The sequence below is a fragment of the Streptomyces tubbatahanensis genome (assembly GCF_022699385.1).
GTDB lineage: Bacteria > Actinomycetota > Actinomycetes > Streptomycetales > Streptomycetaceae > Streptomyces > Streptomyces diacarni.
Window position 1 is genome coordinate 2,020,251 of the sequence record NZ_CP093846.1, and the last position, 24,680, is coordinate 2,044,930.

The following is a 24,680-nucleotide window of genomic DNA, read 5'->3' on the forward strand; positions in this document are numbered from 1 at the left end:
CAGTACCGCGACAGGCCGCCCGAGGGGCGGCCTTTTCGCGTAGCGGCGGCCGTTCCCTCCCGTCTCCACGAGTAGGAACCGCCATGGACCGCACCACCACCCCCTCACCCGCCGCCCTCGTCGAGCGGCTGACCCGACCCGACGCCCCGCCGTTCGCGCTGCTGCGCCGCCGCACCCCGGGCCGCGAGGCGGACGTCGTCGAGGTGCTGACCGGCACCGTGCGCGAGGTCGAACGGCTCGCCGACATCCCCGTACGCCCGGGCGGTGAGGCGGGGGCGCTGGCGCTCGTCCCGTTCCGGCAGATCCGCGAACGCGGTTTCGACGTGCGCGACGACGGCACGCCGCTGTCCGTGCTGCTGCCCGACGAGCGGTACACGCTGCCGTACGACGACGTGCTCGCCGCGCTGCCCGGCCACCACGTGGCGGTCGAGCCCGGCGCGTTCGACGTGGACGACGACGCCTACGAGCAGAGCGTGCGCCGGGTGGTCGGTCAGGAGATCGGCTCGGGCGAGGGCGCCAACTTCGTCATCAGGCGCGACTACGAGGCCCGCGTCCCCGGCTTCACCCGCGCCGACGCGCTCGCGCTCTTCGCCCGGCTGCTGCGCGGCGAACAGGGCGCCTACTGGACGTTCGTCGTGCACACGGGCACCGGGACGCCCCCCGCCCCAGCGGAGCGAAGCGGAGTGCGAGGGCGAGGGCGAGGAAGGGTCCTGGTCGGCGCCAGCCCCGAGGTGCACGTGCGGATGCGGGGCGGGACGGTCGTGATGAACCCCATCAGCGGCACCTACCGCTACCCCGCCCAGGGGCCCGACGCGGCCGGGCTGCTGGAGTTCCTGGCCGACCGCAAGGAGAGCGAGGAGCTGTCCATGGTGGTCGACGAGGAACTGAAGATGATGTGCACCGTCGGTGACGAGGGCGGCGTGGTCGTCGGCCCCCGGCTGAAGGAGATGGCACACCTGGCGCACACCGAGTACGAGCTGCGGGGCCGCAGCACCCTGGACGTGCGCGAGGTGCTGCGCGAGACGATGTTCGCGGCGACGGTGACCGGCTCCCCCGTCCAGAACGCCTGCCGGGTCATCGAACGGCACGAGAGCACCGGCCGCGGCTACTACGCGGGCGCGCTCGCCCTGATCGGACACGACGCCGCGGGCGCCCAGACGCTGGACTCCCCCATCCTCATCCGCACCGCCGACATCGACGCGCGCACCGGGGCGCTGCGCGTCCCCGTCGGCGCCACCCTCGTGCGCGCGTCGCAGCCGGCGAGCGAGGTCGCCGAGACCCACGCCAAGGCGGCCGCCGTCCTGACCGCGCTGGGCGTACGGGACGCACCGGCGCACGCCGCGCGGCGCCCCCGCGCGCGGCTGGCCGACGACCCCCGCGTGCAGGCGGCCCTGGAGGGCAGGCGCGCGGGTCTTGCCCCGTTCTGGCTGCGGATGCGGACGGGCCGGGCGGGCCACGGCAACGCGGCCGCGGCGACCGCCATCGGCGCCGCGCCCGGGGCCGGCGCCACCGGCGACACGCCCGCGGCGTCCGAGGAGGGGCGCACCCGCGACGTCCTCGTCGTCGACGGCGAAGACACCTTCACCTCGATGCTGGCCCACCTGCTGCGCTCCACCGGGTGCGCCGTGCGGGTGCGCCGCTTCGACGCACCGGGGCTGCACGCCGCAGCGCTGGCACACGCGGGGCCCGTGGTGCTGGGTCCGGGGCCCGGCGACCCGCGGAACGCGGCGGACCCGAAGATGCGGCTGCTGCGCGGGCTGGCCGCCGACCTGGTCGCCGGCGCGCGGCAGCCGCTTCTCGGCGTCTGCCTCGGACACGAACTGCTCGCCGCCGAACTGGGCCTCGACCTCGTGCGCAAGCAACGCCCCCACCAGGGCGCCCAGGAGACCGTCGACCTGTTCGGACGGCCCGAGACCGTCGGCTTCTACAACTCCTACACCGCCCGCTGCGACGAGGAGACCGCCACGGAACTCGCCCTGCACGGCATCGAGCTGAGCCGCGACCCGGCGAGCGGCGAGATCCACGCCCTGCGCGGGCCCGGGTTCGCCGGAGTCCAGTTCCACCCCGAGTCGGTGCTCACGCTGGACGGCGTCACGGTGGTCGCCCAGCTGCTGGCCGCGGTGAGCGAGGGGGCGGGGAAGGGGAAGAGGGTGCGCCTCGGCGGGTGAGGGACGGCGCGGTCGGCGGCGCACCGCGGCCGGGCGGGGCGTCAGCCCAGGACGTGCAGGGAGCCCCACAGGGCGAGGACCGACAGCGCCAGCGCCGGCGGCACCGTGAACAGTCCGAGCCGGGTGAACTCGCGCAGCCCCACCCGATGCGCGTGCTGGTGCAGCGTCTGCCGCCACAGCAGCGTGGCCAGCGACCCCGCGTACGTGAGGCTCGGGCCGATGTTGACGCCGAGCAGCACGGCCAGCACGGGACCCGCACCGCCAGGCGCGGTGAGCGGCAGCAGCACCAGCACGGCCGGAAGGTTGTTGATGACGTTCGCCAGCACGGCCGCCAGCCCCGCCACGGCCAGCAGTGCGAGCAGTCCGGAACCGTCCGGCACCAGGCGGCCGAGCCAGTCGGCGAGCCCGTTGTCGACCACCGCGCGCACCACCACGGCCAGCGCCACCACGAACGCCAGGAACGGCAGTCCGGCCGCCACCAGCAGGCCGCGGGGCGAGGTGTGCCCGCGGCGCAGTGCCCTGGCCCCCAGGACCAGGGCGCCCGCGGCCGCCGCCCAGGCGGGTTCGAGGCCCAGGACCGAGGTCACGACGAACCCCGCGAGCGTGCAGACCACGGTGACGAGGGGGAAGAGCGGAACCTCCGGCTCACCCAGGGACCCCGGCGCCTCGCGGTCCTCCTCGCGGCCTTCGAGGTCCGCGGCGAAGAACCGCCGGAAGACCGCGTACTCGACCGCGACGGCCGCCAGCCAGGGCAGCAGCATCAGCCCCGCGAACCGGGTGAACGTCAGCCCCGTCGCGGCCAGTGCCAGCAGGTTGGTCAGATTCGAGACCGGCAGCAGGAGCGACGCGCTGTTCGACAGATGGGTGCAGGCGTAGACGTGCGGCTTGGCGCGCACGCCCAGCCGGGCGGCGGTGGCGAACACGACGGGGGTGAGCAGCACCACCGTCGTGTCCAGGCTCAGCACCGCCGTGGTGAGGGACGCCGCCGCGAAGACCGCCACCAGCAGCCGCCCGGGGCGCGCCTCGGCGGGAGCGCGGGAGGCCCTGCGCGCCATCCACATCCCGCAGGCGTGGAAGAGGCCCTCGTCCGCGCAGAGTTTCGACAGGACGAGGACCGCCGCCAAGAAGGCGATGACCGGGCCCAGGCGGACGGCCTCCTCCCGCGCGTGACCGAGGGAGACCGCACCCGTCGCGATCACCACCGCGGCGGCGGGGACCGCGACGACGGCCTCGGGCCACCGGGGCGGGCGGGCGACGGCCCACCCGAGGGTGGCCAGCAGGAGCAGGACGGAGAGGACTTCGGCCGGCAGTCCGTGCATGAGGCCCTGCCCCGCCCTTCCCTTTCCCGTCCCCGCTGTGTCGCGGACAGTTTTCCACGGGCCCTCACCCGAAGAAGACGCCCGCCTCCTCGTACAGCGCCGGGTCGACCGTCTTCAGCTTCTCCGTGGCCTTGGCCAGCGGGACGCGGACGACGTCCGTACCGCGCAGGGCGACCATGCTGCCCCACGCCTCGTCGCGCACGGCGTCGATGGCGTGCAGGCCGAAGCGGGTGGCGAGCCAGCGGTCGAAGGCGGTCGGCGTACCGCCGCGCTGGACGTGCCCGAGCACCGTGGTGCGGGCCTCCTTGCCGGTGCGCGACTCGATCTCCTTACCCAGCCACTCGCCGACCCCCGAAAGCCGCACATGGCCGAACGAGTCGGTCGTCTCGTCCTTGAGCACCATCTGGCCGTCCTTGGGCATCGCGCCTTCGGCGACCACGACGATCGGCGCGTAACTGGCCCTGAAACGGGAGGTGACCCAGCCGCACACCTCCTCGACGTCGAAGCGCTGTTCGGGAATGAGGATGCAGTTGGCGCCGCCCGCCAGACCCGAGTGCAGGGCGATCCAGCCCGCGTGCCGCCCCATCACCTCCACCACCAGCACCCGCATGTGGGACTCGGCCGTGGTGTGCAGCCGGTCGATGGCCTCGGTCGCGACGGTGACGGCCGTGTTGAACCCGAAGGTGTAGTCCGTCGCCGACAGGTCGTTGTCGATCGTCTTGGGGACGCCGACGCAGCGGATGCCGTACTCGTCGGTGAGCCGGGCCGCGACGCCGAGCGTGTCCTCGCCGCCGATGGCGACGAGCGCGTCGACCTCGTACTTGGCGAGGTTCTCCTTGATGCGGCGGACCCCGTCCTCCTCCTTGAAGGGGTTCGTGCGCGAGGAGCCGAGGATCGTGCCGCCGCGGGGGAGCATGCCGCGCACCGCCGGGATGTCGAGCCGCACCGTCTCGCCTTCGAGAGGCCCGCGCCAGCCGTCGCGGAAACCGGTGAAGTCATAGCCGTAAGCCTGGACTCCCTTACGGACCACGGCCCGCATGACCGCGTTGAGTCCGGGGCAGTCGCCGCCGCCCGTGAGCACTCCGACCCGCATGGGATCTCCCTTCTCCGCATGGACGCCTGGGCACGCACTGCGCACACTCGTGTGCGCAGCGCGCAACACCCGCCACGCTAGCGGTGATCCACGTCACATGGGATGCGGCGAGACGCCGTTTTCGCCTGGATTCGCAAAGGACGCGAGCGGCAACCACCCGTACGAAGGACAGCCGTGCGCGCCTGCCCGCCCGGCCGCTCGGGGCGGACGGCTCCCTCAGTCGTCCAGGCCGCGCTCGATGGCGTACCGCACCAGTTCGACCCGATTGTGCAGTTGCAGCTTGCCGAGGGTGTTCTGCACGTGGTTTTGCACCGTGCGGTGCGAGATGACGAGCCGTTCGGCGATCTGCTTGTAGCTGAGCCCCTTGGCGACCAGGCGCAGCACCTCGGTCTCCCGCTCGGTCAGCTTCGGCACATCGGACCCGTCCTGGGACGCGGGGGCCGGATCCGCCGCCAGCCTGCGGTACTCGCCCAGCACCAGACCGGCCAGGCCCGGCGTGAAGACCGGATCGCCCAGCGCCGTACGGCGCACCGCCTCCAGCAGCTCCTGCGGCCCGGCGGACTTGACCAGATAGCCCGTCGCGCCCGACTTGACGGCCTCCAGCACGTCCGCGTGCTCGCCGCTCGCCGAGAGCACCAGCACCCTCAGCGTGGAGTCCGGCCCGACCAGCTCCCTGCACACCTCGACACCCGGCTTGTCCGGCAGGTTCAGATCCAGCACCAGGACGTCGGGGCAGGCGGCCCGGGCGCGCCGGATCGCCTGCTCGGCGTCGCCGGCCGTGGCGACGATCTCGAACCCCGCCTCGCCCAGGTCCCGCGCCACCGCGTCCCGCCACATCGGATGGTCGTCGACGACCATCACCCGCACCGGATCCGCCGCCCGCGCGCCACCGGGCACGCCCCCTGACAGGCCCTCAGTTGTCATGCTTGGGAACCCTCATCTCCACTTCCGTGCCCTGTCCCGGCACCGACACCAGCTCGGCCACGCCGCCCAGCTCGCGCAGCCTGCCGCGGATGGAGAGCGCGACACCCATCCGGCCCTCGGCCTCCGCGTCCGCCAGCCGCCCGGCCGGGATGCCGGGGCCGTCGTCCCGCACGGTCACGATGACCGCGTCCGGCTCGTCCTCCAACAGAATCCACGCCTGCGCCGGGCGCCCCGGCCCGCCCCCCGCGTGCCGGCGCACATTGTCCAACGCCGCGCCGACGGCCGCCGCGAGTTCGGCCGCCGCCCGGGCCGGTAGCAGCACCGGAGCGCCCGGCTCGGCGAAGGTGACACGCGAGGCCGCGTACGCGGCGAGCAGCGCTCGCACGTCGCAGGGTTCGCTCGCCGCCTCGGCGTCGTCCAAGGCGGCGCTCCCCGCGCGCTCCCGCCGACGCCCCGCGCCCCGTGCGCGGCGCCCACCGCCCCACGCGCGACGCCCCCGGGCAGCCCCCGCACCGGATACGGCGGCGCCGGCGGCGACTTCGCCGCGCACGGCACCGTCGGGGGCGGTGTCTTCGGGGGCGGTGTCGCCGGGAGCGGAGCCGCCCGCGGTGGTGGGGGATGCAGTGGCGGCCGTGGTCACGGCGCCGGCAGTGTCGCCGCCCGCCGCCACGGGCGCGCCCTTCTCGCCGGAGCCGGGGCTCGCACCATCGGGCCCCGGGCCCGCGTCCGGATCCGGGCGCGGGGCCCGCGGTGCCACGCCGCTGGAGACCAGCGCCCGCAGGGCGACCTCCTGTTCGCCCGCCATCCGGCCGAGCTCCGCCGCCTCGCCGCCGAGCGCCGTGCCGCGGCGCTGGACCATGGCCAGTACCTGGAGCACGCCGTCGTGGATGTCGCGGGCCAGCCGCTCGCGCTCGCGCGTGGCCGCCTCGATCTGCAGGGCACGCGCCAGGGTGCGCTCACTCGCGCGGGCCACCTCGATGACGTAGCCGATGGCCACGCTCGCCACGCAGACGAGCAGGACGTTGTGGAAGGTGGTGCGCGTCATCGTGCCGCGCTCGATGATGTTGGCCGCCCCCACCAGCACCGACACGCCCGCGGCCCAGCGCCAGCCGCCCTTGAGCGCGAAGGCGAGGACGGGCCCCGCGACCCAGATGGAGGGGAGCGTCGGGCCGACGTGGCCGTGCCCGTCGACGACCGGGGACAGCAGGATGCCGGCGACGCCCAGCAGGATGTCCGTGACCAGGAACGGCAGGGTGCACCGCTCGGCCGAGCCGACGTTGCGCAGCGTCGCGAAGGTCCAGCAGGCCAGGACGAGCAGGAACACGATCCCCGGCACGGGCGCGCTGTATTCGCGGTAGCTGGAGACGAAGACGCCGACGGCGTAGAGGACGGCCAGGATGCGGTATCCGCTCAGCGCGCGCCACAGCGGCTGCTCCACGGACATCATCTTCACGGCCACGTCTCCCCCTCCACTGTTCCGGACCCCGGGCGTCCGCTCTCGGGGCCTGCCGTGTTCCTGCCCGGACTCGCGGATACCGGACCGGACGAGGAAAGTCCCTAGGCGGCCCGGCCGTTGCTCCCCTGGGGCCCCTCGCCCTTGCTTCCCCCCACGCCCCCGTCGCCCCGCGCGCGGTCGCCTGCGCCGCCGTCGCTCTCCGCGTCGCCGCCGTGTCCCGCGGCCTCCTTCTGCGCGGTCTTCTCCGCCTCCTTCGCGGCCTTCGCGGCCTCGGCGAGCTGCCGCTTGGCCGCCGTGGCGTAGATGTCCACGTACTCCTGGCCCGACAGCTTCAGGATGGCGTACATGACCTCGTCCGTGACGGCGCGCTGGATGAACCGGTCGTTGTCCATGCCCTGGTAGCGGCCGAAGTCCAGCGGGGCCCCGATCCGGATGCCGGGGCGCATGAGTTTGGGCAGGGACTGGCCGGGCGGCTGGATCTTCTCGGTGTCGATCATCGCGACGGGGATCACGGGCGCGCCCGAGCGCAGCGCGACCCGCGCCAGGCCGCCGGGCTTGCCGCGGTAGAGGCGGCCGTCGGGCGAGCGGGTGCCCTCGGGGTAGATGCCGAACAGCTCGCCGCGTTCCAGCACTTCGAGCCCGCTTCTGATGGCGGCCTCTCCCGCGCCGCGCACCCCGGAGCGGTCGACCGGCAGCTGGCCGACGCCCTTGAAGAAGGCGGCGGTCAGCTTGCCCTTGAGCCCCGGCGAGGTGAAGTACTCGGCCTTCGCGATGAAGGTGACCTTGCGGTCGAGGACGGCGGGCAGGAAGAAGGAGTCGGAGAAGGACAGGTGGTTGCTCGCCAGGATGGCGGGCCCCTCGTCCGGCACGTTCTCCAGGCCCTCGACCCACGGCCGGAACGTGAGCTTCAGCGCGCTGCCCACCGACAGCTTCATCGCCCCGTAGAACACCGCGACCTCCTTCGTGGGACCCTGCCGACCCTATCCCGCCGCCGTTCCCGCACGCGCGCTCACTTCGTCGCCCCTCTCGTCGCCCCTCTCGTCGCCCCCGCCCCGCCCGCGCGCGTCCGCAGCCGTCCACCGGCACGGGCCGGGGCGCGGGGAGCCTCGGACACTGCCGCAGTCCCCGGCGACGAATTAGGGTGGCAGCACGCCTTCCCGCTGAGCCCCTGGAGGCCCACCGTGCCGCCCATCCTCCCCGGAGCCGAGCCGTACCGCCGCGACGGATCAGCGACCGGCGTACTGCTCTGTCACGGCTTCACCGGGTCGCCGCAGTCCCTGCGCCCCTGGGCCGAGGACCTGGCGCGGCACGGCCTGACCGTCTCGCTGCCGCTGCTGCCGGGGCACGGCACCCGCTGGGAGGATCTGGCGATGACCAGCTGGGAGGACTGGTACGCCACCGTCGACCGCGAGCTGCGGCTGCTGCGCGAGCGCTGCGAGGCGGTGTTCGTCTGCGGTCTGTCCATGGGCGGCGCCCTCGCGCTGCGGCTGGCCGCGCTGCACGGGGACGCGGTGCGCGGCGTCGCCGTCGTCAACCCTTCGGTGACCTTCCCCAGGGTGCAGGGCTACGCCGTGCCGGCAGGGCGGTTCCTTCTCAGGTCCGTGCGCGGCATCACCGACGACATCGCCAAGGGCGGCCGTCACGAACTGGGCTACGACCGGGTGCCGACGCGGGCCGCGTACGCCCTGCGCGCCTACCACCGCGTCGTGCGCCGGGACCTGCCCAGGGTGACGCAGCCACTGCTGCTCGCGCACAGCCGCACCGACCACGTGGTGCCGCCCTCGGACTCGGCGCTCGTCCTCGGCCGCGTCTCCTCCACCGATGTGACCGAGACGGTGCTGGAGCACAGCTTCCACGTCGCCACGCTCGACCACGACGCCGAACAGATCTTCGCCGACACGCGCGGATTCATCGACCGGCTCACCGCGGGGGCACCGGCCGCTATGCGAGGGGCGGGGGCACGTGACGGGGCGTGACCCGGAGGAGGGCGAGCCCCGCAAGGACGGCTCGCCCCTCCCTCCCGAGGAAGAGGCCGCGTGGGCGGCCATCGTCGCCGCGTACGGGGAGGAACCCAAGGATCCGGAACCCGGTCCGCGAGCGGCCCCGGAGTCGGAACCGCCCGGCGGCTCGGGCGACGAGGAGAGCGACACCCTCACCGCGTCGCGGCCGGCGTCGGACAAGGAGCCGCCGGATCCGAGCGGGCCGGAGGCGCCGCCGGGACCGCGGGTGCGCAGCTTCACCGTCTACGCCGCGGGGACGGGGCCGGCCGGTCCCCGCGACTGGGAGACGGCCGAGGAGGAGGGCGAGGGCCACTTCGAGCCGCCCGAGCCGCCGCCGCTGCCCGAGACGGACGTGGCGACGAAGTTCGCGTGGCTGGCCGCCATCGGCGGGCCGCTGCTGCTGCTCGGCGCGATCCTGCTCCAGGCCGACCTCACGTGGTGGATCGTGACGCTCGGCGTCGGCGGCTTCCTCGGCGGTTTCGCCACCTTGCTCACCCGGCTGCGCGACGGCCGCGATGACGACGACTGGGACGACCCGGGCCGCGGCGCCGTCGTGTGACCTGGCCGGCGGGCCGCGCCCTGGCGTGCCGGGGCGAGGCCGACCGGTCAGTCTCCGGGGCGTACCCGCAGTGCCGCCAGCACCGGCAGGTGGTCGGTGGCGGCCACCAGATCACCCTCGGTCACCCCGGGGAGCCCGCGGGGCACGCCCGCGCCGAGGACCTCGACGCCCTCGGTGGCGAACACGGCGTCGATGCGCTGGACCGGCTCGCGGGGCGTGGAGGTGTGCTCGGCTCCCCACGGCGCCGACGCCCACGCGTCCCGCAGCCCCGCGCCCGGCTGCCCCTCGGGTGCCTGGCCGAGCAGCCGGAAGGTACGGCCGCCCGCCCGCTCGTTGACGTCGCCCGCTGCGAGGACTCCGCTCGTCCCCGCGGCGAGTGCGGCGGCCCGCTCCCGCAGCGCGAGGGCCTGCCGGCGCCGCTCGGCGGCCTGGAGGCTGAGGTGGAAGCTGACGACGCCGATCCTGACCGGGGAAAGGCCGCCGGACGCGGGCCCGAAGCGGAGCCGCGCGAGGGCCAGGCCCCGCTGGTGCAGCCCCGGGGTGCGGGGCAGCAGCACGTCCTCGGTGTGTTCGACGTGGGCCCGCAGCGAGGCCAGGATCATGGGCCCCGCGGCCGTCGCACCGCCCGTGACGTACGTCAGGTCGGTGCGACGTGCCAGCCGGGCGGCGTGCTTGCGCCAGCGGAAGAAGCGCGGGGCTTCCTGCACGCAGACGATGTCGGGCGCGCAGGCCCGCACGATGCGGACGAGCGCCTCGGTGTCGTCCCGCAGGGAGCGGACGTTGTAGCTGAGCAGCCGGACGACCGTCGTGCCGTCCGGCTCGGTCCGCGACGCCGGCAGCTCTCCCGGGCGCACCGGTACGGGCGCGCCGCGTCTCTCCGCCTCCATTCGCGTCCCCGCTCCGCTCAGCCCTGGCGGGCCAGGTCCGCGACGCCGACGAGGCCCGCCTTGTTGCCCAGTTGGGCGGCCAGCACCTCGGCGTGCGGGCGCCAGCGGCTGCCGACCAGCCAGCGGCGGTAGGACTTGCGGATCGGGTCGAGGACCAACTCGCCCTCGTCGGAGACGCCGCCGCCGACGATGAAGGCGCCGGGGTCGAAGAGGGAGGCGAGGTCGGCGAGGCCCGCGCCCGCCCAACGGGCGAGTTCACGGAAGGAGTCGACGGATACCGGGTCGCCCTGCCGGGCCGCTTCGCTGATGTGGCGGCCCTGGATGCCCTCCGTGGTGCCGTCGCCGAGGCTCAGCAGGGTTTCGGCGCGCTCGGGGGTCGCGGTGGCGCGCTGCTGGGCGTAGCGCAACAGTGCACGCCCCGAGGCGTACTGCTCCCAGCAGCCCTGGTTGCCGCAGCCGCACAGCAGCCCGTCGGGGACCATCCTGATGTGGCCGAACTCGCTGGCCACGCCGTACCGGCCGCGGTGCAGCCTGCCGCCGATGATGGTGCCGCCGCCCAGGCCCGTACCGATGGTGATGCAGACGACGTCCTCGTGGCCCGTGCCGACGCCGAACTTGTACTCCCCCCAGGCCGCCGCGTTGGCGTCGTTCTCGATCACGACGGGCAGGTCGATGCGCTGTTCGACCTTGTCCTTGAGCGGTTCGTGCCGCCAGCTGAGGTTGGGGGTGAACAGCACGGTGGCGCGCTTGTCGTCCACGTATCCGGGGGCGCCGATACCGACGGCCTCCACCTGATACTCGGCGCTGGCCTGGCGTACGGCGTCCGCGATGGCGTCGATCACGGCTTCCGGGGTGTCGGGCGTGGGCACCTTGCTGGTTTCGAGGATCGTGCCTTCCTCGTCGACAACGCCGGCCGCGATCTTCGTGCCGCCGATGTCGACCCCGATTGTGAGTCCCATGTGTCCCTCGGTCGTCCGGTCTGATCCCCGCCGCCGTAAACCGTACCGGAGGGCCCCGACACGCAGGGCACCGTCACGCCCTCAGGGCTGTGGCGGATTCAGCCGTCGTCGCCGGGCCGCTCCGGGCCTCCGGGCTGTGTGCCGTCCGCCTCGTCCCGGCCCCGCTCCTCGTGCCGGCCCCGGCTCTCCTCGGGGCGGTCACCGGTGACTTCGCCTGCGCCCTCGCGGCCGTCGTCGCCAAGGGCGCCGTCCTTGTCGAGGGGGACGCGCTGCTCGTCGACGACGCGCGCGTCCAGGTCGGCGGCGTGCGAGAGGTCGGCCGCCTCCTCCACGTCGATCCGGTCGACGCGCTCGGCACCCGCCGCCGAATCGGCCGCGTTCGCGTCCCTGGGCGTGGACCAGCGGCGCTCCGACTCCTCGACGACGGAGCGGTAGGCGGCCAGCAGTTCACCACCCGCCGCGGTCAGGTGGTCGAAGAACTGCGGATTGCGTTCGACGACCGGCTCCAGGGTCGATTTGGCCTGCGCGAACAGCTGCCGCGCCACGCCCTGTGCCGCGGCGGACCCGGCGGCGCCGACGAAGGGCTTGCCGATCTCGGCGACCTTCTCGGTCACCGCGTCGGCGAGCCGGCGCAGCTCCTCGGCGGCGCTGGTGGGCGGCGGGCCGTACCGGGCACGGCGGCGGGCCTTCTCCGCGGTCAGGTCCTCCTCGCACGCGGCCGCCCAGGCGTCGGGATCCGGGGCGTCGCGGCGCTCGGCGTCATCGCTCATGGCGGGCTCCTACGGGCGAAGGGGGTCGCTGGGCTGGTGCAGGTTCGACGGTACCCGAACGGGGGACCGATCCGAGGCCCTGAGCGGGGCCGGGGAGAGGTTCAGGGCCGGGGGTCCGCGTCGGGGCCCTGGGGCCACAGCTGCGGGTCCGGGGTGAAGCGGACCCCGAGTGCGCCGCCCTTGAGGCCCGCGCCGGTCACCCGGCAGCGCCGCAGCGCGGAGGGGAGGGCGAGGACGCGGCGGTAGGGGCCGACTCCGACGGTCAACTCGTCGCCGCGCCGCACCAGTTCGAGCTCGTCGCGGCCCGCTCCCGGCAGCGGGAGCCGCCACACCAGCGTGCCGTCCTCGGCGATCCTGTCCTCGACCCAGCCGTAGGCGACGTCGGTGTCCGGCGCGGTGTCCGCTCCGGCCGGCGGTCGCAGGCCCTCGCCCCCGCCGCCCGCCTCGGGCGCGACGGCGGTACGGGCCGCGTCGGCCAGCGCCGTCAGGTCCTCGACCCCGCGCGGGTCGCGGCCCAGGTGGGGCAGCTCGCACAGCGGGACGGAGTCGGCCGCGCACGTGCCGCGCAGCTCTCGCAGCGCGGCCTGCTGCTGTCCGGCCAGTGCGGCCAGCCACGTGTCGGAAGAGCCCGTGGGCAGCAGCCGGTTGGCGACGACGGATTCCAGCGCGAGCCCGTGCAGCCGCAGCCCGGCGCCCGCGGTGCGCAGCGACTCGGCCGCCAGCGGCCCCGGCTCGGTGACCAGCCGGACGACCGTCGTGGGCGCGTCGACGATCTCCTGGAGCGCGGCGAGCTGCTCCGACCAGCGGGTGGCGGTCTCGTACAGCCACTGCGCGGGCATGGGGGCGCCGGCCAGCTGCGCGAGTATCGGCCGCAGCGCGCGGGCCGTCTGGCGTTCGGCGGGGACGAGGCGGCGCAGGTAGCGGCGGAGCTGCTCGGGCAGCGCGAGGAGGTTGAGGCCTTCGGGGGTGGGCGGCAGGTCGGCGACGACGATGTCCCAGCCGTCCGCGGCCGCGGCGGGAAGGGCGTCGGTGCGGTGCGCCGCGTGCAGGGCGCGCAGCAGCGCGAAGGCGCCGGCGCCGGGGAGTTCGGTCAGCTCGTCCTCGTCGAGGGGGACGGCGCCGAGCAGGTCGAGCACGGTCTTGCCGCGCTGCTGGAGGTCGACGGCCTGCCTGCGGAACTCCTCGCCGGAGTCGATCCGCCCCAGCCACAGTCCCGGCACCCCGGCGACGGCCTCGAAGGCGTCGGGGCCCGGCGCGTGGGCGGCGGGTTCGCCGCCAGGGCCGTCGGCGCCGTCGCCGGGGCTCAGCAGCGCGGCGAGGCGGCGGGCGGGCTCGGGGCTCAGCAGCAGGGTGCGGTGCCCTTGGGCCGCGGCCGCGCAGGCGGTGGCGGCGGCGACCGTGGTGCGTCCCGTTCCGCCCGCGCCGGTGACCAGGAGGGTCTGCGGGCGCCCGCCGGTCAGTTGCCGTCCTTGTCCGTGCCGGACGTGGCGGACCCCTGGGCGCCGCCCGACTCGACGCGCTTCTTGAGGCCGTCGAGGGCGCGGTCGATGATGACCTTCTCGGCCTTGCGCTTGATCATCCCGAGCATGGGGATCTTGACGTCGACGGTGAGCTGGTAGGTCACCTCGGTCCGCGCGCCGCCGGCCAGCGGGGCGAGGCGGTAGACGCCGTCGAGGGAGCGGAGCATCTGGGACTTCACCAGGGACCAGCGCACCTCGTGCTCGCCGATCCACTCGTAGGCGAGGGTGTGCTCGTCCTTGATGGCTCCGGCGTCCAGCAGCAGGCGGACCTGTTCGGCGCGGCCCCGCTCGTCCCGGCCGAGGACCTCGGCCTCCTTCACCTCGCCGGTCCACTCCGGATAGCGGGGGAAGTCGGAGATCACGTCCATCACGGCCTCGGGTGCCGCGTCGACGGTGATGCTCGAGCTGGTGTGTTCCGCCATCGCCATGGCCCTCCGATGTACCCGTGTCCGAAATGCCCGCCGTGGCGCGGAAAGACCGCGCGAATGCCCGTCGTGGCGCGGGGAGTCTCTGCGGGGGAAGGCTACCGCGCGTCCGGCGGCCCCGACGCCGGGCGGGGCGTGGTCCTCCTCACCGCCGCCTCCGCCACGCCTGCCACACCCGTCACGACTGCCACCGCTTGGGCGCCCACGCGTGCCGGCCGCTCACCACTCCAGCACCCACGGGGTGCCGGTCGCGTTGAAGTGGCCCACGTTGACGCACTCGGTCGCGCCGACGCGCATGCGCTGGACCAGCGGCTGGTGGACGTGTCCGAACAGGTGGTAGCGCGGCCGCAGCGTGTGCAGGGCCTCCAGCAGCTGCGCGCTGCCGCGCTCGAAACGGCGCGCGACGGTGTCGTAGCACAGGTCGGGCACCTCGGGCGGGATGTGGGTGCACAGCACGTCCACCTCGCCCAGCGCGGCGATCTTCGCCGCGTAGGTCTCGTCGTCGATCTCGTAGGGCGTGTTCATGGGCGTGCGCAGCCCACCGCCGACGAAGCCGAAGCGCCACCCGCCGATGACGGCGGTCTCCCCGTCGAGGACGTTGACGCCCGCCCGCGCGTACTCCGGCCACAGGGGCGGCATGTCGACGTTGCCGTAGGTCGCGTACGTGGGGGTGGGGAAGGCCGCGAACAGTTCGGCGTACTGCTTGCGTACGGCCGCCTCCGTGGCCGCCTCGCGGTCCAGTCCGTCCCACAGCCGGCGGGAGTAGGCGCGGGCCTCGTCGAAGCGGCGGGCGGTGCGCAGGGCGACGATGCGGTCCGCGCTCTCGACGCCGAACAGGTCGGGGAAGATGCCCCGCGAGTGGTCGGCGTAGTCGAGGAAGAGGATCAGGTCTCCCAGGCAGACCAGCGCGTCCGCGCCCTCGCCCGCCTTCGCGAGGTCCTCGCTGTTGCCGTGTACGTCGCTGACTACGTGGACTCGCATGCGCCCCACCCTAGAGCGCCGCCGGTGGGGCGGGGAGGGGGCGACCGGAGCGTCGGCGCGCACCCCCGCGGACCGGGATCCGGCCGGGGTCCGGCCCGGAGCTGGCCGAAAAGCACCGTACGCCCGCTCTTACCGCTCTCTTCCCTCGCGGCTTCCCTGTCCCCGAACGCCTCGACTAGGCTGCATATCGGCCAACTCCACCTGTGACGCACAAGACATCTACGCGTCACCCTCTACCCCCATGCCCGTACCGATGGGTAACGTCCGGGCCGTCATTCTTCCGGGATCGCAGGACCGTCCCGCGGACCGGGAGCCGAGCCAATGGAGGCCGACCCCGCGGCCCTCCCCTCTTGGCGCGCCGACGAGGAGCAGCAGTCTTGCGCGAGTACAGCCTTCCGGCCCTCTACGAAGTCCCCGCAGAGGGAAACCTGACGGACCTCATCCGCCGGAACGCGGCTCGCCACCCCGACCTGCCCGTCATCGGACGCAAGCGCGACGGCCGCTGGGAGGACCTGAGCGCCGCCGGCTTCCTCGCCGAGGTCCACGAGGCCGCCAAGGGACTGATCGCCGCGGGCATCGAGCCGGGCGACCGCGTCGGTCTGATGTCGCGCACCCGCTACGAGTGGACCCTGCTGGACTTCGCCATCTGGAGCGCGGGCGGCGTCACCGTCCCCGTGTACGAGACCAGCTCCCCCGAGCAGATCTCCTGGATCCTCGGCGACTCCGGCGCCGTCGCCTGCCTCGTGGAGACCGACGCGCACACGGCCGCCGTCGAGTCCGTCCGCGACCGGCTGCCCGCGCTGCGCGAGGTGTGGCAGATCGAGCCCGCCGCCTCGGGGGACGAGGCCGCCGTCGAGAGGCTCGCCGCCCTCGGCGCCCAGATCACCGACGAGACGGTGGAGGAGCGCAGCTCCGTCGCCGACGCCGACTCGCCGGCCACCCTCGTCTACACCTCCGGCACCACGGGCCGCCCCAAGGGCTGTGTGCTCACCCACCGCAGCTTCTTCGCCGAGTGCGGCAACGTCGTCGAACGGCTGCGCCCGATGTTCCAGCCGGGCGAGGGCTCGGTGCTGCTGTTCCTGCCCGTCGCCCACGTCTTCGGCCGTCTGGTCCAGGTCGCCGCCGTGATGGCGCCCATCAAACTCGGCCACGTGTCCGACCTGAAGACCCTCACCGACGAACTCGGCGCCTTCCGGCCCACGATGGTGCTGGGGGTGCCCCGCGTCTTCGAGAAGGTCTTCAACTCCGCCCGCGCCCAGGCGGTCGCCGGCGGCAAGGGCAAGATCTTCGACAAGGCCGCCGAGGTCGCCGGCGCCTACAGCCGCGCCCTGGACGACCCGGAGGGGCCCTCCCTCAAGCTCAAATTCCAGCACCGGGTCTTCGACAAGCTGGTCTACAGCAAGCTGCGCGCCGTCCTCGGCGGCCGGGCCACCCACGCCATCTCCGGCGGCGCCCCGCTGGGCGAGCGGCTCGGCCACTTCTTCCGCGGCGTCGGCTTCACCGTGCTGGAGGGCTACGGGCTGACCGAGTCCTGCGCCGCGACGGCCTTCAACCCCTACGACCGGCCCAAGATCGGCACCGTGGGCCAGCCGCTGCCCGGCTCGGTCATCCGGATCGCCGACGACGGCGAGGTCCTGCTGCACGGCGAGCACCTGTTCACAGGATATTGGAACAATCCGCAGGCCAGTGAGGAGTCGCTGGCCGAAGGCTGGTTCCACACCGGCGACCTCGGCACCCTCGACCCCGACGGCTATCTGGCGATCACCGGGCGCAAGAAGGAGATCCTGGTGACGGCGGGCGGCAAGAACGTCGCCCCCGCCGTCATCGAGGACCGCATCCGCGGCCACGCGCTCGTCGCCGAGTGCATGGTCGTCGGCGACGGGCGCCCCTTCGTCGGCGCGCTGCTGACCGTGGACGAGGAGTTCTTGCCCCGCTGGGCCGCCGAGCACGGCAAGCAGCAGCTCAGCCACGAGGAGCTGCTCGTCGACGCCGATCTCCTCGCCGCGCTGCAGACCGCCATCGACGAGGGCAACAGCGCCGTCTCCAAGGCCGAGTCGGTCCGCAAGTTCCGCGTGCTGCGCGAGCAGTTCACCGAGGAGTCCGGCCACGTCACCCCCTCCCTCAAGCTCAAGCGGGGCGTGGTGGCCAAGGACTTCGCCGACGAGATAGAGGCCATCTACGCCGGATAGGGCGCCGACCGGCCGCCCGCCCCGTGCGAGGCCCCCGCCCCGTCCGCGGCATCCGCCGCGTCCGCGTCCAACAGGTTCACCAGCGCGGTGACCGCCGCCCGCGCGGCGGCCATCGACTCGGCGGCCGCGGGCCGCAGCGGGGCGAGGCCGGGAATGTCCCACGCCCTGGTCATCTCGGCCGTGACGACGTGCAGGTGCTCCGCGGCCACGCCGCGGTCGGTGAAGTAGCCCCGCAGATACGGCGTGAGGAAGTCCAGCCCCTCCTTCGGTGCCCCGGGACCGTAGCCGCCGCCGTGCGCGGTGACCAGCACGACCCGGGTGTGCCGCAGCGCGCTGCCGCCCGTGCGCGGATCGGTGAAGGCCCCAGGGAAGTTGACCCGGTCGATCCACGCCTTCAGCGTCGCGGGCGCCGTCAGGTTGTACATGGGCACGCCGAGCAGCAGGGTGTCCGCCGCCAGCACCTCGCGCAGGAGGGGCAGCGTCAGGCGCCACTCGGCCTGCTCGTCGGCGTCCCGGGCCAGCGACGCGACCCGCTCCACGGGGACGGTGCCGCCGCGCTCCGCCCGGTACCCGAGCCGGGCGTACGCGGCCGTCAGGTGCGGCACGGGGTCGGCCGCCAGGTCGCGGTAGCGGTAGTGCGCGTCCGGATGCCGCTCGCGCCATCCCGCGGCGAACAGTGCGGTGAGCCCTCTGCTGACGGAGACGTCGGCCGCGGCCGCGCTCGCGTCCAGATGCAGCAGAGATCCGCGCGCCGCGCGCTCACTCGTCATGGGACCTCTCTCCTCGTCACGTTGTCCTGGTGCGCTACGTCGAGACAGGTGACGGACCGCGTGGGAGAAAGGTGACCGATGGACGAGCTGACCGAGCTGGCCGCACGCTTCGAGGAGCGCCGCGGCCTGCTGCGCGCCGTCGCCTACCGGATGCTGGGCTCGCCCGGCGAGGCCGAGGACGCCGTGCAGGAGACGTGGCTGAGGCTGAGCGGCGCCGACGTGGGCGCCGTGCAGAACCTGACCGCCTGGCTGCGGACGGTCGTCTCCCGCGTCTGTCTCGACATGCTGCGGGCCCGCCGCGCACGCCCCGAGGACCCCGTGGGTTTCAGCGCGCCGGACAGCGCCGAGGCGGCCGGGTCCGACGAGGAGGTGCTGCTGGCCGACTCCGTCGGCAGTGCGCTGCTCGTGGTGCTGGACGCGCTCGGGCCCGAGGAGCGGGTCGCGTTCGTGCTGCACGACCTGTTCGCCGTGCCCTTCGCGCAGATCGCGCCGCTGGTCGAGCGCTCCCCCGTCGCCACGAAGAAGCTCGCCAGCCGTGCCCGGCAGCGGGTGCGGGGCACGCCCGCCGTGCCCGCCGCACACCTGGGCGAGCAGCGGGCGGTGGTGGAGGCGTTCTTGTCCGCCGCACGCGGCGGCGACCTCGGCGGGCTGCTGGCGGTACTCGCCCCTGACGTGGTGCGGCGTGCCGACGAGGCCGCGCTGCCGCCGGGGGCCGCGGCGCTGGTGCGGGGCGCGGACGCCGTCGCGCGGGGAACGGTGCTGCTGGGCCGGCGGGCGCGGTACGCGCAGGCGGCGCTGGTGGACGGGGCCGTGGGGGCCGTCGTGGCCCCCGGCGGCACGCTGCTGCTCGTCCTCACCTTCGACTTCGCGGACGACGGCCGGATCGCGGCGTACGACGTGCTCGCGGACCCGGCGCGGCTGGCGGGCCTGGAGCTGGCCGTGCCAGGACCCGTGGTGCCCGTCGCGGGCGCGGGCTCACAGCAGGGCGCGTAGCTTGTCCGCCAGCAGGTCCCAGCGCCAGCGCTCCTCCACCCACCGGCGGCCGCGGGCACCCATGCGGGCCCGCAGCTCGGGGTCGCGCAGCAGTGCGACGAGGCGGTCGGCGGTCTCCTCGGGCGCGCCGCCGCGCACCACCCAGCCCGTCTCGCCGTCGAGCACCGCGTCGGGCGCCCCGCCCGAGTCCCCCGCGACGACGGGCAGGCCGGTGGCGGAGGCCTCCAGGTAGACGATGCCGAGGCCCTCGACGTCGAGTCCGCCGCGCCGGGTGCGGCAGGGCATGGCGAAGACGTCACCCGCCCCGTAGTGCGCGGGCAGCTCCTCCCACGCGACGGGCCCGGTGAAGCGCACCGCGTCGGTCAGGCCGTGGGAGGCGGCGCGCTTCTCCAGGTCGGCGCGGTGGGGGCCACCGCCGACGATGAGCAGCACGGCCCCCGGCACGGCGGCCAGCACCCGCGGCATGGCGTCGATCAGCGTGTCCTGGCCCTTGCGCGGCACCAGCCGCGAGACGCACACGACGACGGGCCGGTCGGTCAGCCCCAGCCGGGCGCGGACCGCGCCGCCCCCGGAGTCGGGATGGAAGGTCTTCTCATCGACGCCCGGCGGCAGCTGCACCATCCGGGCGGCCGCCTGGCGCGTGAGGGCGGACGCGATCCGGCTGCGGGTGTACTCGCCCAGGTAGGTGAGGGTGTCGGTGCCCTCGCCGATCCGCCGCAGCAGGGTGCGGGCCGCGGGGAGCTGGGCCCAGCCGGCCTCGTGCCCGTGCGTGGTCGCCACGATGCGTTCAGCCCCCGCCCTGCGCAGCGCGGGCGCCATCAGGCCGAGGGGCGCGGCGGCACCGAACCACACGGAGCGGCATCCGTGCTCTTGCAGCAGCGAGACGGCACGCTTGGTGACGCGCGGAGTGGGCAGCAGCATCGTCGTGCGGTCGCGCACGACCGTGAACGGCTGCTCCGCGTCGAACGCCGCGGTGGCCTCCGCACCTTCCCGGCCCCGCTTCCACGTCGAGGCGTAGACCACGACCTGGGACGGGTCCAGGCGCAGCGCCATGCTGTGCAGGAAGGCCTGGATGCCGCCGGGACGGGGCGGGAAGTCGTTGGTGACGATGAGGGTCTTGTGCATCGCCGCCGACAGTACCGCGCGCGGGCGCGCGGGCCGTTGGCGCGGGCGCGGGCGGGCACAGCGAGGGAATGGGCAGGATGCGCGGCGGGACGACGACGCCGGGAACACCGAAACCACCGAGGGCGCAGCGGGTGCCGGGGATGCCGGGGACGCCGGGGACACAGCGGCGTGGCGTGGTGGCGCCCTCGGTGGTCTGGGTGGCCACCCGGGCGGTGCTGCTGGCCTTCGTGTGCAAGGTCTTCACGGTGCCCGGCGGCATGGACATCACCTCAGACGTCTCGGTGATCTATCACGGCTGGTTCGAGCAGCTGAGCACCGGCGCGTTCCCCTCCCAGGACGTGACCTGGCAGTACCCGCCGGCCGCAGCGCTCGTCATCCTCTCCCCCGGGCTGCTGGCCGGCCTGCTGGACTACGCCTCCGCCTTCTTCGTACTGGCCTGCGCCGCCGACGCCGCGGTCCTCGCACTGCTCCTGTACACCGTCCGGCACCGCAACCCGCGCGACGCCCGCGCCGACCCCGCCTCACCCCGCCACCGGGCCGGCGTGTGGGCGTGGGTGGCCGGAGTGCCGCTGCTGGGCCCGACCGCGTACGCCCGCTACGACCTGATGGTGACCGCCCTCGCCGTGGCCGCGCTGCTGGCCGCCGCCCGCCACCCCCGGATGTGCGGGATGCTGGCCGGTCTCGGCGCGATGGTGAAGGTGTGGCCGGTGCTGCTGCTGCTCGGCACCCGGCGCGGCCGCACCACCCGCACCGTCTGGCTCACCGCGCTGGCGACCGCAGTGGTGCTGGCCGCCGGGTTCGCGGCCACCATGCCCGGCTCCCTGGACTTCCTGGCCGGACAGCGCGGCCGTGGCACCGAGGTGGAGTCGGTCGGCTCCCTGGCGCTGCACGCGGCCCGGTACTTCTCCGACTGGGACGGCCAGGTACTGCTGCGGTACGGCTCGATGGAGTTCGTCGGATCCGGGGTGTGGCTGGTGACCGACGCGGCCATGGTCGTGACCGGGGCGTGCTTCGGCTGGCTGCTGCTGTGGCGGCTGCGGGCGCGCACCTGGGCGCCGGACACCCTGGCACAGGCGTCGCTGGCCGCCGTGCTGGTCTTCGTCGTCACCAGCAGGGTGCTCTCTCCGCAGTACCTGATCTGGCTGGTCGGACTGGCCGCCGTCTGCCTCACCCTGCGCACCGGCCGCCAGGCGCTGCCCGCCTGGCTGGTGCTGGCGGCGACGGGGCTGACCCAGCTGGAGTTCCCCGTCTGGTTCACCGACGTGGTCACCAGCGAGGGCCCCGGCCTGCTGGTGCTGGCGGTCCGCAACGCGCTGCTGGTGGCCGCCGCCGTACTCGCCTGCGCGCGGCTGTGGCGTACGACGGTGACCGGACCGCGGAAGGACCGGCACGGCGGCCGGGACGACGGGGAGGGCCAGGACGACGGCGGCGCGGACCGGGACGGCACGGACGGTGCCAGGGGCGGCGCCCTGCCGGGGATGCGCGGCCCCGACGGGGTGCCGCCGCTCAGCCCCGGGACGGGCCCCGGCCCAGCTGCGCCGTCACATACGCCCGCCACCGGTCGGTGAACTGCTCCCGGCTCACCCCCAGCACCGAGCGCAGCGCCGCGTCCCGTCCCGCGCTCTCGCCGCCGTCCTCGCGGCCCGCCCGGTCGTAGAGCGCGACGAGCGCGTCCGCGCCCCACTCCTCGGCGACCATCCGGCAGGCCAGCCAGCCGCCCTCGTAGGCGCGGGCCAGGCGGGTGGGGTCGTTGTCGAAGCGGAAGTCCTCCTCGGTGGGCAGCGCCCGCAGCGGCGAGGACCCGCCACGGCCCGCGTCCAGATCGTCCACCGCACGGGCGAGTTCGGGCGCCGCCCGGCGCGGCGTGAGCTTCGCGCTGCGGTAGCCCGCCCAGTCGGCGATGCCCTCGGAGAGCCACATCGGCGTCGCGCCGGTGGTCTGCCGCCGGGTCGCCACATGGGTGGTCTCGTGCGTCAGGACCACCTGCCTGCCCTGCTCACTGAGCTCGGCGAACGCCCGCGGGTTGACGACGATGCGGTCGGCGGGCGCGTCCCCCTCCCCGGTCCCGTCCTGCGCCTCACCCGTGGTGACGGCCGCGATCCCCTCATAGGAGGAGGCGGGCGACCTCAGCAGGCGGCCCATCGCCTCGGTGGAGGACGGCGCCTGGAGCACCGTCCTGCGGGTCCAGCCGCGCGGCCACGTCCCCGCGACCGCGGGCACCGCGCGGTCGGCGGCGTCCGCGAGGGCGCGCAGCGCCGACCGCTTACGTCCCACGCCCAGCACGAGAGAGTGCTCGCCGCGCACGACGGTCACCGTGCCCTGCTCCCACAGCTGGGTGGTGCTGCCGGACGCCTCCCGGGCCAGGCGCCAGCCGCCGTCCCGCCGCACGAAGCGCAGCCGCTCGGTGTCGGTGGTGGCGACCCGGTCGTACCCGGCCAGGCGGTAGCGCAGCCGGGCCCGGACGGTGGCCTCGTCGCCGTCGCGCCTGACGTCCGCCACCCGGTAGCCCCACTCCCCCAGCGGGAGCCTGCGCAGGTTGGCGTAGACCCGCCGCTGCTCGGCGCGGTAGCGGTCGGCGTGCGGGTCGAGCGCGGCCAGATAGCCGGCCCTGTCGCCCTCGCGCACGGCGGCGGCCTGCCCGTCCAGGACGGCCTGGAAGGGGCGGGCATCGCCACCGTCGCCTCCCGCGTCGCCGACGGCCGGGGCGCAGGCGCCGAGCACGCACACCAGTACCGGCACGAGCCCCCGGCGGGCTGCGCGCCCGCCGGGGGCACCGTGTCGCCTGTTCACCCCACCGAGGGTACGGGCGCCAGGGCCCCGCGGCCGGTGGGCCGCGGGGCCCCGGCGGTCGAGGGGGCCGCCGGTGGGTCAGCGGGCCGGTGGGGCGATGGGCCGGTCGGCGGAGCGGGTAGGCGACGGGCCGGCGAGCCAGTCGGCCGATGGACCGGTGGAGCGGTGGGCCAGTCGGTCGCTGGACCGGTGAGCCGCCGGTGGTCGAGCGGTCGGTGAGCCGGTCGGCCGCTGGACCGGCGGGGCGGTGGGGCGAAGCGGACGGTGGGCCGACAGCGGGTACCGACAGACCGGTCGGCCGACGGGCCGGTGGGCCGGTCGGTTGGCGTAGCGGGTGCCGACGGGTCGGTCAGCCGGTCGGCCAGCAGAGCGGGTGCCGATGGGCCGGTGAGCCAGTCGGCCGCCAGGCCGACGCAGCAGGTGCCGCCAGGCCGGCGCAGCAGGTGCCGCCAGGCCGGCGCAGCGGGTGCCGGTGGGCCGGTCGGCTGCTGGGCCGGTGCGGTCCGTGGGGCGGTCAGGGTCTGGTGACGGAGGAGATCGGCATCATGCCCACCGGGTCGTAGCGCACCGGGGCCCCGGGGTGCGGGGCGTGCACGACCTGTCCGTTGCCCATGTACATCGCCACATGGCTGGCGTCGTCCCGGTAGACGATCAGGTCGCCGGGGCGGGCCTCGCCCAGCGGAACCTGGCGGCCCGCCGAACGCTGCGCCTGCGACGTGCGCGGGATCGAGGTTCCCGCCTGCGCGTACGCCCACTGCGTCAGCCCCGAGCAGTCGAACGAGCTCGGCCCGGCCGCACCCCACACGTACGGGCGGCCGACGGCGGACCTCGCGGCGGCGGCCGCGGCGGCGGCACGGCCCGAGGAGGCCTTGGCCCCGCCGGAACCCACCTTCGGGCCGCCGTCGTCGCCGCGCCCGCCCCTGGAGGCGCGCTCGCGCTCGGCGCGCTCCTGCGCGGTGAGCCGGCCCAGGAGCCGCTTGGCGGCCGAGAGCTTCTTGCGGACGCTCTTCTTCTGCCGGCTGAGCGCGTCCTGCAACCCGTCGAGCTGCTCGACCTTCCCCGCGGCCTCGGTGCGCTGCTGTCCGAGATTCCGCTGGGCCGTCTGCAACTGGCGCAGCTTGAGCATCTGGCGGCTGCCGATCCGGTCGAGGGTGGCGGCCTTGTCGAGATAGCCCTCGGGGTCGGAGGTGAGCATCAGCGTCAGCGCCGGGTCGATGCCTCCCGAGCGGTACTGGGCGCCCGCGAGGCCGCCGAGCGTGTCGCGCAGCCGGTTGACCTTCGACTGGCCGCGCGCGATGGCGTCCTGCGCCTCGGAGACCTGTTCGCGCAGCTTGCCGGCGCGCTCCGCCACCCCGTTGTACTTCTCGGTGGCGACCTCCGCCTGCTCGTAGAGGCCGTCGATACGGGCGTTGACGCTCTTGGCGGACGGTTTGTCGGCGCCGGGGTCAGCGCCCGCGGGCGCGGGCGTGAGCGCGGCCGCCGCACCCGCGGCAGCGGCCGACAGCACGGTGACCCGCGCGGTCCAGCCCTGCGCGGGCGGCGAGGTACGTCGAGGGGACCGGTGGGATGCCACTGGAGGACGCGTTCCTTCCGCTAGGCGACGTGCGCCCGCAGAATGTAGCCGTGCCCTCACGGACGGCAAAGGACCGCTCACGGCCGGTAAGTCCTGGCGCGCGGTGCGGCGTTCGGCGATCACGCAGGTCACCGGGGTGGCCCCCGGGTCATCCGCAACCGGAGGCTTTCACCCGTACG

At 74.7% G+C, this 24,680-nt stretch carries 21 protein-coding genes; 6 read left to right on the forward strand and 15 right to left on the reverse strand.

Translation table 11 applies throughout. From position 1 onward, the window contains the following. The first annotated feature begins 83 nt into the window (after positions 1-83). Positions 84-2,168, forward strand: coding sequence for an anthranilate synthase family protein (locus MMF93_RS08700; protein WP_242750626.1), 2,085 nt, complete (start codon positions 84-86; stop codon positions 2,166-2,168). Between the two features lie 41 nt (positions 2,169-2,209). Here the strand turns inward: MMF93_RS08700 and MMF93_RS08705 are convergent, their stop codons facing one another. The 5 genes from MMF93_RS08705 to MMF93_RS08725 form a co-directional block, all read right to left on the reverse strand. Further along, positions 2,210-3,487 carry an SLC13 family permease gene (locus MMF93_RS08705; RefSeq protein WP_242750627.1) on the reverse strand — a complete coding sequence of 426 codons (1,278 nt, stop codon included), beginning with the start codon at positions 3,485-3,487 and terminating at the stop codon, positions 2,210-2,212. Positions 3,488-3,551: 64 nt separating this feature from the next. Continuing rightward, positions 3,552-4,580, reverse strand: a complete 1,029-nt coding sequence (locus tag MMF93_RS08710; protein WP_242750628.1) for a 6-phosphofructokinase — start codon at positions 4,578-4,580, stop codon at positions 3,552-3,554. A gap of 216 nt (positions 4,581-4,796) precedes the next feature. After that, entirely contained in the window at positions 4,797-5,504 is a 708-nt protein-coding gene (locus MMF93_RS08715) for a response regulator (RefSeq protein ID WP_242750629.1), read from the reverse strand. After that, positions 5,494-6,951, reverse strand: coding sequence for a DUF5931 domain-containing protein (locus MMF93_RS08720; protein WP_423835586.1), 1,458 nt, complete (start codon positions 6,949-6,951; stop codon positions 5,494-5,496). Before MMF93_RS08720 ends, MMF93_RS08715 begins: the two co-directional genes overlap by 11 nt. A 110-nt stretch (positions 6,952-7,061) precedes the next feature. Next, positions 7,062-7,895 carry a lysophospholipid acyltransferase family protein gene (locus tag MMF93_RS08725; protein WP_242757385.1) on the reverse strand — a complete coding sequence of 278 codons (834 nt, stop codon included), beginning with the start codon at positions 7,893-7,895 and terminating at the stop codon, positions 7,062-7,064. A 246-nt stretch (positions 7,896-8,141) separates the two neighbouring features. Between MMF93_RS08725 and MMF93_RS08730 the strand changes: the two genes are divergently transcribed. Together MMF93_RS08730 and MMF93_RS08735 are read left to right on the forward strand one after the other, a co-directional pair. After that, the gene (locus tag MMF93_RS08730) at positions 8,142-8,936 is read left to right on the forward strand and encodes an alpha/beta hydrolase (RefSeq protein WP_242750630.1); all 795 of its coding nucleotides are present in this window, start codon (positions 8,142-8,144) and stop codon (positions 8,934-8,936) included. After that, entirely contained in the window at positions 8,923-9,519 is a 597-nt protein-coding gene (locus MMF93_RS08735; RefSeq protein WP_242750631.1) for a hypothetical protein, read from the forward strand. Before MMF93_RS08730 ends, MMF93_RS08735 begins: the two co-directional genes overlap by 14 nt. A gap of 47 nt (positions 9,520-9,566) precedes the next feature. On the opposite strand, the gene MMF93_RS08740 is transcribed toward MMF93_RS08735, so the two are convergent. The 6 genes from MMF93_RS08740 to MMF93_RS08765 form a co-directional block, all read right to left on the reverse strand. Beyond that, positions 9,567-10,406, reverse strand: coding sequence for an endonuclease/exonuclease/phosphatase family protein (locus MMF93_RS08740; RefSeq protein WP_242750632.1), 840 nt, complete (start codon positions 10,404-10,406; stop codon positions 9,567-9,569). Between the two features lie 17 nt (positions 10,407-10,423). Next, entirely contained in the window at positions 10,424-11,365 is a 942-nt protein-coding gene (locus MMF93_RS08745; RefSeq protein ID WP_114022760.1) for an ROK family glucokinase, read from the reverse strand. A 98-nt stretch (positions 11,366-11,463) separates the two neighbouring features. Further along, positions 11,464-12,135 carry a DUF5304 family protein gene (locus MMF93_RS08750; RefSeq protein ID WP_242750633.1) on the reverse strand — a complete coding sequence of 224 codons (672 nt, stop codon included), beginning with the start codon at positions 12,133-12,135 and terminating at the stop codon, positions 11,464-11,466. A 101-nt stretch (positions 12,136-12,236) separates the two neighbouring features. Beyond that, positions 12,237-13,568 (reverse strand): ArsA family ATPase, encoded by a 1,332-nt coding sequence (locus tag MMF93_RS08755; RefSeq protein ID WP_242757387.1) that lies wholly within the window; start codon positions 13,566-13,568, stop codon positions 12,237-12,239. A gap of 23 nt (positions 13,569-13,591) precedes the next feature. Continuing rightward, positions 13,592-14,077 carry an SRPBCC family protein gene (locus MMF93_RS08760; RefSeq protein WP_242757389.1) on the reverse strand — a complete coding sequence of 162 codons (486 nt, stop codon included), beginning with the start codon at positions 14,075-14,077 and terminating at the stop codon, positions 13,592-13,594. 222 nt (positions 14,078-14,299) lie between these two features. After that, positions 14,300-15,061, reverse strand: coding sequence for a metallophosphoesterase family protein (locus tag MMF93_RS08765; RefSeq protein ID WP_242750634.1), 762 nt, complete (start codon positions 15,059-15,061; stop codon positions 14,300-14,302). A gap of 377 nt (positions 15,062-15,438) precedes the next feature. Here MMF93_RS08765 and MMF93_RS08770 point away from each other — a divergent pair, with 377 nt between their 5' ends. Further along, positions 15,439-17,250, forward strand: a complete 1,812-nt coding sequence (locus MMF93_RS08770) for an AMP-dependent synthetase/ligase (protein ID WP_242750635.1) — start codon at positions 15,439-15,441, stop codon at positions 17,248-17,250. On the opposite strand, the gene MMF93_RS08775 is transcribed toward MMF93_RS08770, so the two are convergent. Further along, positions 17,238-18,020: an FMN-dependent NADH-azoreductase gene (locus MMF93_RS08775; RefSeq protein WP_242750636.1), complete on the reverse strand. Its 783-nt coding sequence runs from the start codon at positions 18,018-18,020 to the stop codon at positions 17,238-17,240. The genes MMF93_RS08770 and MMF93_RS08775 overlap by 13 nt on opposite strands. A 78-nt stretch (positions 18,021-18,098) precedes the next feature. On the opposite strand from MMF93_RS08775, the gene MMF93_RS08780 reads away from it, so the two are divergent. Continuing rightward, positions 18,099-19,013 carry a sigma-70 family RNA polymerase sigma factor gene (locus MMF93_RS08780; protein WP_242750637.1) on the forward strand — a complete coding sequence of 305 codons (915 nt, stop codon included), beginning with the start codon at positions 18,099-18,101 and terminating at the stop codon, positions 19,011-19,013. Here MMF93_RS08780 and MMF93_RS08785 read toward each other — a convergent pair. Then, positions 18,996-20,138 carry a glycosyltransferase family 4 protein gene (locus MMF93_RS08785; RefSeq protein WP_242750638.1) on the reverse strand — a complete coding sequence of 381 codons (1,143 nt, stop codon included), beginning with the start codon at positions 20,136-20,138 and terminating at the stop codon, positions 18,996-18,998. The two genes, MMF93_RS08780 and MMF93_RS08785, sit on opposite strands and share 18 nt — an antisense overlap. Positions 20,139-20,278: 140 nt before the next feature. Here MMF93_RS08785 and MMF93_RS08790 point away from each other — a divergent pair, with 140 nt between their 5' ends. Continuing rightward, complete coding sequence (locus MMF93_RS08790) at positions 20,279-21,706, forward strand: glycosyltransferase 87 family protein (protein WP_242750639.1); 1,428 nt, start codon at positions 20,279-20,281, stop codon at positions 21,704-21,706. On the opposite strand, the gene MMF93_RS08795 is transcribed toward MMF93_RS08790, so the two are convergent. After that, positions 21,645-22,928, reverse strand: coding sequence for a nuclear transport factor 2 family protein (locus MMF93_RS08795; protein ID WP_242750640.1), 1,284 nt, complete (start codon positions 22,926-22,928; stop codon positions 21,645-21,647). The genes MMF93_RS08790 and MMF93_RS08795 overlap by 62 nt on opposite strands. Before the next feature lie 514 nt (positions 22,929-23,442). Next, entirely contained in the window at positions 23,443-24,501 is a 1,059-nt protein-coding gene (locus MMF93_RS08800; RefSeq protein ID WP_242750641.1) for a C40 family peptidase, read from the reverse strand. Between the last annotated feature and the right edge of the window lie 179 nt (positions 24,502-24,680).